The 6,766-nt window shown below is 65.9% G+C and carries 6 protein-coding genes; 5 read left to right on the top strand and 1 reads right to left on the bottom strand.

What is annotated here, in order from left to right; translation table 11 throughout:
• Nucleotides 1-68: 68 nt before the first annotated feature.
• Nucleotides 69-1,757 carry a class I adenylate-forming enzyme family protein gene (locus H8S47_RS13110; RefSeq protein WP_187504284.1) on the bottom strand — a complete coding sequence of 563 codons (1,689 nt, stop codon included), beginning with the start codon at nucleotides 1,755-1,757 and terminating at the stop codon, nucleotides 69-71.
• A 37-nt stretch (nucleotides 1,758-1,794) separates the two neighbouring features.
• On the opposite strand from H8S47_RS13110, the gene lgt reads away from it, so the two are divergent.
• The 5 genes from lgt (at nucleotide 1,795) to H8S47_RS13085 (ending at nucleotide 6,712) form a co-directional block, all read left to right on the top strand.
• Entirely contained in the window at nucleotides 1,795-2,730 is a 936-nt protein-coding gene (gene lgt / locus H8S47_RS13105; RefSeq protein ID WP_187504283.1) for a prolipoprotein diacylglyceryl transferase, read from the top strand.
• 94 nt (nucleotides 2,731-2,824) lie between these two features.
• The gene (locus H8S47_RS13100; protein ID WP_187504282.1) at nucleotides 2,825-3,862 is read left to right on the top strand and encodes a class I SAM-dependent methyltransferase; all 1,038 of its coding nucleotides are present in this window, start codon (nucleotides 2,825-2,827) and stop codon (nucleotides 3,860-3,862) included.
• Entirely contained in the window at nucleotides 3,835-4,371 is a 537-nt protein-coding gene (locus H8S47_RS13095; protein WP_328805538.1) for a GNAT family N-acetyltransferase, read from the top strand. The genes H8S47_RS13100 and H8S47_RS13095 overlap by 28 nt, the downstream gene beginning before the upstream one ends.
• 159 nt (nucleotides 4,372-4,530) lie before the next feature.
• Entirely contained in the window at nucleotides 4,531-5,289 is a 759-nt protein-coding gene (gene pgeF / locus H8S47_RS13090) for a peptidoglycan editing factor PgeF (RefSeq protein ID WP_187504281.1), read from the top strand.
• 76 nt (nucleotides 5,290-5,365) lie between these two features.
• Nucleotides 5,366-6,712, top strand: a complete 1,347-nt coding sequence (locus H8S47_RS13085) for a cystathionine gamma-synthase family protein (RefSeq protein WP_187504280.1) — start codon at nucleotides 5,366-5,368, stop codon at nucleotides 6,710-6,712.
• Nucleotides 6,713-6,766 lie beyond the last annotated feature (54 nt).

The raw sequence follows: 6,766 nt of genomic DNA, 5'->3' as shown, positions 1-6,766 counted from the left end.
CTCACTACCCCTCTCCCTTCCGTCGCCAAGCGGCTCCTCCCTCCCTCTCCCCGTAGGGGCGAGGGACGTTAGACTAGCGCTCGGTACGTTGCCTTCAGCGAGACCTTGTCGATCTTCTCCGTTCCGAGTCTCGGCAGCGGGGAGTCCGAAATCCAGATCCGCTGCGGCATCTTGAACGCGGCGATGTGCTGGTGAAGGAACGCGGTCAGGTCGTCCGCGGTCAGCGTCTCGCCGTCCTGCGGGACGACAACCGCACCGGGCACCTCGCCGAACCGCTCGTCCGCAAGCCCGAAGACCGCGGCCTCCGCCACCGCCGGATGCTCGTACAACGCCGCCTCGACCTCCTGGCACGAGATGTTCTCGCCGCCGCGGATGATGATGTCCTTCTTGCGGTCGACGATGAACAGATAGCCGTCCTCGTCGAGATAGCCGATGTCGCCGGTGCGGAAATAGCCGTCCGACGTGAACGCTGCGGCAGTCGCGTCGGGGCGGTTCCAATATTCCTTGAAGTTGCAGATCGAGCGGATGCAGACCTCGCCGCGCTGGCCTTGGTCGACCGGGTGGCCGGCGTCGTCGAGAATGGCCAAGTCGACCAAAGGCGCGCCGGGGCGGCCGGCGGAATTGGGTTTGGCGAGGTAGTTGCCGCGCCAGTTGCCGGTGCCGACCGCGTTGGTCTCGGTGAGGCCGTAGCCGATCAGCGGCGCGCTTCCGCCCATCTCCGCGTCGATCCGGCGGACGTGATCGACCGGGCGCGGCGCACCGCCCGCGGCGAAATCGGTGACGGTCGACAGGTCGTACTTCGCGCGATCGGGGTGGTTGAGGATCTCGAAGCTCATCAAAGGCACGCCGACGAAATACGTGACACCTTCCGCCTCTATCAGCCGCATCGCCTCGCCCGCATCCCATTTCGGCATCAGCACGAGTTTTCGGCCCATCGCGAAGCTCTGGAGGAATACGGGGACTTCGCCGGTGATGTGGAACAGCGGGATCGTCAGCAGCGTGACCGGCTGGCCGACCGGCGGATTGCCTTGCGCGGTGGCGATGCCGACCATCATCATCGCCTGGCCGAGATAGTTGAAGATGCCCTGCACGACCGCGCGGTGCTCGGACAATGCGCCCTTCGATTGGCCGGTCGAACCGCTGGTGAACAGGATCGTCGCATGATCCTCGGGCCCGAGCAGCGGCAGGTCGGCCGTGTGATCGTCCTTTGCGAACACGGCTCCGAGCGCTTCGGCAAGCGGTCGCGAATCATCGATCTTGACTACCGGCGCGCGCAGGGCCGCAATCTGCGCAAGTCGCTTCACACGCGGCGGATCGGCGAACACGAGGGAGCAATCGACCTCGCCGATCGCCGTTTCCAATTCCTCCGACTGCCACCAGCCGTTGAGCAACGTCGCGACGCCGCCGGCCATTATGATGCCCATGTAGAGCACGATCCATGACGGCGAATTGCGCATCGCGATGCCTACCCGGTCGCCCTTGGCGATGCCGTATCCGCCGACGAGGGCGCGCGCGGTTCTCTCCGCGGCATCGTAGACTTCGCCGAACGTCAGCCGCTCGGCCCCGGATACCAGGAAGACGGCGTCGCGGTGCTCGTTGGCGTAGTGCGCGAAATAGTAACTGAGTGCGGGCGGCGCGGCGGCGATCGTCGGCAGCGTCACGCCGAACAGCTCGACCGAACCGAGCGCCAGCATGCCGTCGGGCGCGGTCAGCGCGGCCATCGTCGAATCCATAGCTAGGTCTAGCTCGGTCCGCATATCGCTCTCCTACTTGGTCTTATCGTTATCGGTCTTTATGCAGGGGCGAACGCGTGGGGAAAAGCCTTTGATCCTGTCGACCATCACCGCCGCTGCGGGTGCCGTAGCGCCTGCCGTCGGCAGTCACATCCGCTTCGAGGATCTCGGGTTGCACCCCGACGTCTTCTCGATCGGCTTCTTCACGCTGCGCTGGTACAGCCTCGCCTATATCGGCGGGATCCTGCTCGGCTGGTGGTATCTGCTGAAGCTGCTCGCCCAGCCCGGCGCACCGATGGCGCGGCGGCATGCCGACGACCTCGTATTCTACGCGACGCTCGGGATCATCCTCGGCGGGCGGCTCGGCTATGTGATCTTCTACGCGCCCGAGATGTTCCTGCATCCGCTGCGGATCTTCCGGCTCTGGGACGGCGGCATGTCGTTCCACGGCGGCGTCATCGGCACGTCGATCGGGCTGATCCTGTTCGCGCGGAAGCACGAGCTCAACTGGTTGCGCGTGCACGATTATATCGCGTGCTGTGTGCCGTTTGGACTGTTCTTTGGACGGCTGGCGAACTTCGTGAATGGCGAGCTGTGGGGCAAGCCGACCGACGTCGCGTGGGGGATCATCTTCGAGCGCACCGTGCCGTTCGGGATGGTCGAGCCGGCGCGGCATCCGAGCCAGCTGTACGAGGCGGGGCTGGAGGGCATCGTCCTGTTCGCGCTGCTGTGGTTCGCGTTCTGGAAGACCAAGGCGCGCTACGATCCGGGCAAGCTCGTTGGACTGTTCGTGCTGGGATACGGCCTCGCCCGGTTTACGGCCGAGTTCTTCCGCGAGCCTGATTCGCAGTTGCGGGCCTTTGCCGAGTCGACCGGGCTGCATATGGGGCAGTGGCTGTGCGTGCCGATGATTCTCGGTGGCGCGTATCTGGTCGCGACGTCGGCCAAGCGCCGGGTCCGGGTCGAGTCGATCGCGGGTACGCAGAGCGTCGCGTAACTTGGCCTAACCCGACCTAACCTTCTTGTTCTCCCGCGAAGGCGGGAGCCCAGACTGGATCCCCGCCTTCGCGGGGACACAAGGTTCTTCGTTGATGACTGATACCGCCCTTCCGGAACGCCTCGCCCGAGCGATCGCGCTCGCGGGTCCGATACCCGTCGCGCAGTATATGGCTGCCGCCAACGCGCATTATTATGCGACGCGCGACCCGTTGGGGGCGGGGGGCGACTTCACCACCGCGCCCGAGATCAGTCAGATGTTCGGCGAGCTTGTCGGTTTGTGGTGCGCCGACCTTTGGGACCGCGCGGGCCGGCCCGACGTGGCGTGGGTCGAACTGGGGCCGGGTCGCGGGACGCTGGCCGCCGATGCCGCGCGGGCGATGGCGAAGGCGGGGCTCCAACCGCCGGGGCATTTCGTCGAGACCAGCCCGGCGTTGCGAAAAGCTCAAGCCGAGCGGGTGCCCGCTGCGACGTGGCACGACGCGGTCGACACGCTGCCGACCGATCGCCCACTGATCGTCGTCGCCAACGAGTTCTTCGACGCGCTGCCGATCCGGCAGTTGGTGAAGCGCGAGCAGTGGCACGAACGCCTCGTCGCGGCACAGGACCTGCTGTTCCTGCCGATCGCCGGGAAGCCGCTCCCGGATGCCGTCATCCCTGAGCCGTTCCGCGATGCGCCCGCCGGCTCGATCCTGGAAACCTCGCCTGCCGCCGTGACGATCATTCGCGGTCTCGCCAAGCGGATCGCCGCGCAGGGCGGCGCGCTGATCGCGGTCGACTATGGCTATGAGGGGCCGGCGCTCGGCGACACGTTGCAGGCGGTGCGCGGGCATGCGTTCGCCAATCCGTTCGAGGCGCCCGGCGAGCACGATCTGACCACGCATGTCGATTTCACCACGCTCGCCGCCGCGGCGCAGGCCGAGGGCGCGGTCGCGTGGGGGCCGGTGACGCAGCGCGATTTGCTCGGTGCGCTCGGGATCGATTCGCGGACGTCGGCGCTGGCCAAGGCATCGCCTGATCGCGCCGAGGCGCTGGGGGCGGATCGGAGAAGACTGATGGACGACATGGGAACGCTCTTCAAAGCGCTTGCGATCACTGCGCCGTCTTGGCCGACCCCGGCGGCGTTTACATGATCGTCTACCGCAATGCCGTGCCGGGCGATGGCGCAGAACTTGGCGCGATGGCGCGACGCTCGTTCACCGACACGTTCGGCACGCTGTATCGGCCCGAAGACCTTGCGGTGTTTCTCGACCAGACGTTCGGCGCCAGTGGGTTGCCTGCGCACCTGTCCGACCCCGTCTACACGGTGCGCGTCGCAGTCGACGAGTCGGGTGAAATCGTCGGGTTTGCGAAGATCGGACCTGTAGTGTTTCCCGGCGAATGGCCCGCAACCGCGATCGAACTCCACCAGCTTTATGCGCGTGGCGACCAGCATGGCGCAGGCGTCGGTCCGGCGTTAATGGACTGGGCGATCGATGTCGCGCGCGCCGACGCGCGGACGGAGATGATCCTCAGCGTGTATGTGGATAACCACCGGGCGCACCGGTTCTATGAACGCTACGGCTTCGTCGAGATCGGGCGGTATGTGTTCATGGTCGGGGAGCAGCCTGATGATGACCGGATCATGCGGCTCGTGTTGTGATGATCCGTGCTACTGTTACCGCGCGGAACTACACCATCCCGGCGAAGGCCGGGACCCAATTGGAGAGGTCGTGGTAACGATGCGCAGTCCTCTGTCAGCAAAGTCCCCCGATTGGGCCCCGGCCTTCGCCGGGGTGGATAAGTGGGTGGGGCGGGCGATATGACCATCGACGTCGTCCGTGCGAAATCGCTTGGCGACATCCCGCATGGCTTTCTCGGCCGTCGTGGGGGCGTGTCGACGGGGGCGTATGCGAGCCTCAACGTCGGCATCGGCTCGGACGACGATCCGGCGAACATCGCCGAGAACCGCCGTCGCGCGACCGAAGCCGTCCTGCCGAGCGCGAAACTCGTCGGTCTCTATCAGGTCCATTCCGCCGACGCGGTCACCGTGATCGAGCCGTTCGACGACGCTATTCGCCCGCATGCCGACGCACTGGTGACCAACCGACCCGGTCTCGCGCTCGGCATCCTCACCGCGGATTGCGCGCCGGTGCTGTTCGCCGACCGCGAGGCCGGCGTCGTCGGGACGGCGCATGCCGGCTGGAAGGGCGCGCTCGGCGGCGTCACCGATGCGACGGTCCTGGCGATGGAGGCGATCGGGGCGCACCGCGACCGGATCGTCGCCGCGGTCGGGCCGTGCATCTCGCGTGCGAGTTACGAGGTCGACGACGCCTTCATCCGCCGGTTCTGCGAAGCGGATCCGGAGAATGAGCGCTTCTTTGCGGATGGCCGTGCGGATCATTACCAGTTCGACCTGGAGGCCTATGTCGTCAGCCGGCTTGCGGTGGCGGGGATCGGGCGGATCGAAGCGCTCGGGTTGGACACCTATACCGACGAGGACCGGTTCTTCAGCTATCGCCGCGCGACCCATCGCGACGAGCCCTCCTACGGTCGTCAGATCAGCATCATCGGCCTGTAACGGGTCCCAAATCCCGCATTGCTCGTTTAGGCTCGGCACATCGGCCCGCGCCAGACGGGCCACGCAGGAGCATATGATGTCCGATACCCCGAATAATCCCGGTGCCGTCCCCGCCGAAACCGAAGCAGACTTGACCGGCGTCGCGGCACGCGTCGCGCCGAAGCCCGAGGTCGAGAAGATCGGTGGACGCAAGCTGAAGCCGTCGACGCTGATGATGGGGCACGGTTACGACCCCGCTCTGTCGGAAGGCTCGCTGAAGCCGCCGATCTTCCTCACCTCGACCTTCGTCTTCCCCAACGCAGCGGCGGGCAAGCGTCACTTCGAAGGCGTCACCGGCAAGCGTCCGGGCGGTGCGGAGGGCCTGGTCTATTCGCGCTTCAACGGGCCCAACCAGGAGATCCTCGAGGATCGCCTCGGCGTGTGGGAAGAGGCGGAGGACGCGCTCGCCTTCTCGTCGGGCATGTCGGCGATCGCCACGCTGTTTCTCGCGATGGTCAAGCCGGGCGACACGATCGTCCATTCGGGGCCGCTTTATGCGGCGACCGAGACGCTGATCGGCCGCGTGCTCGGTAAGTTCGGCGTGAAGTGGCTCGACTTCCCGGCTGGCGCGACGCGCGAGGAGATCGACGCGGTGATGACCGAGGCGGCGACCGGCAACGTCGCGCTGATCTATCTCGAAAGTCCTGCGAACCCCACGAATGCGCTGGTCGACGTCGAGGCGGTCGCGGCGAGCCGTGACGCGATCTTCAAGGGTGAGAAACCGCCGATCGCGATCGACAACACGTTCCTGGGGCCGCTGTGGTTCCAGCCGCTCAAGCATGGCGCAGATATCGTCGTGTATTCGCTGACGAAGTATGTCGGCGGGCATTCGGATCTGGTCGCGGGCGGGGTGCTCGGCACGAAGGAGCATATCAACACGATCCGGACGATGCGGAACACGATCGGGACGATCACCGATCCAAATACCGCGTGGATGTTGCTGCGATCGCTGGAGACCTTGGAACTGCGGATGAGCCGTGCGGGGGAGAATGCCGCGAAGGTCTGCGGCTTCCTGCGGCATCATCCGAAGGTCGAGCGCGTTGCGTATCTCGGCTTTCTCGAGGACGAGCCGGGCATGGAGCGGCAGGCGGACATCTATCGCCGGCATTGCACGGGCGGCGGCTCGACATTCTCGCTGTACCTCAAGGGCGGCGAGCGCGAGAGTTTCGCGTTCCTCGACGCCTTGAAGATCGCCAAGCTCGCGGTGTCGCTCGGCGGGACCGAGACGCTGGCGAGCCATCCGGCGGGGATGACGCATCTGTCGGTGCCCGATGCGCGGAAGCAGGCGCTGGGGATTACGGACAACCTCGTCCGCATCTCGATCGGGGTGGAGGATCCGGACGATCTGATCGCCGATTTCGAGCAGGCGCTGGAGACGATCTGAGTAGTGTCCTCCCACGAACGCGGGAGTTCAGGGTTACGATCGTTGCACCTTTAA

This window comes from Sphingomonas albertensis (assembly GCF_014358075.1).
GTDB lineage: Bacteria > Pseudomonadota > Alphaproteobacteria > Sphingomonadales > Sphingomonadaceae > Sphingomonas > Sphingomonas albertensis.
The sequence above is the reverse complement of the archived record's forward strand: the minus strand, read 5'-3'. Positions and strand labels throughout refer to the sequence as shown.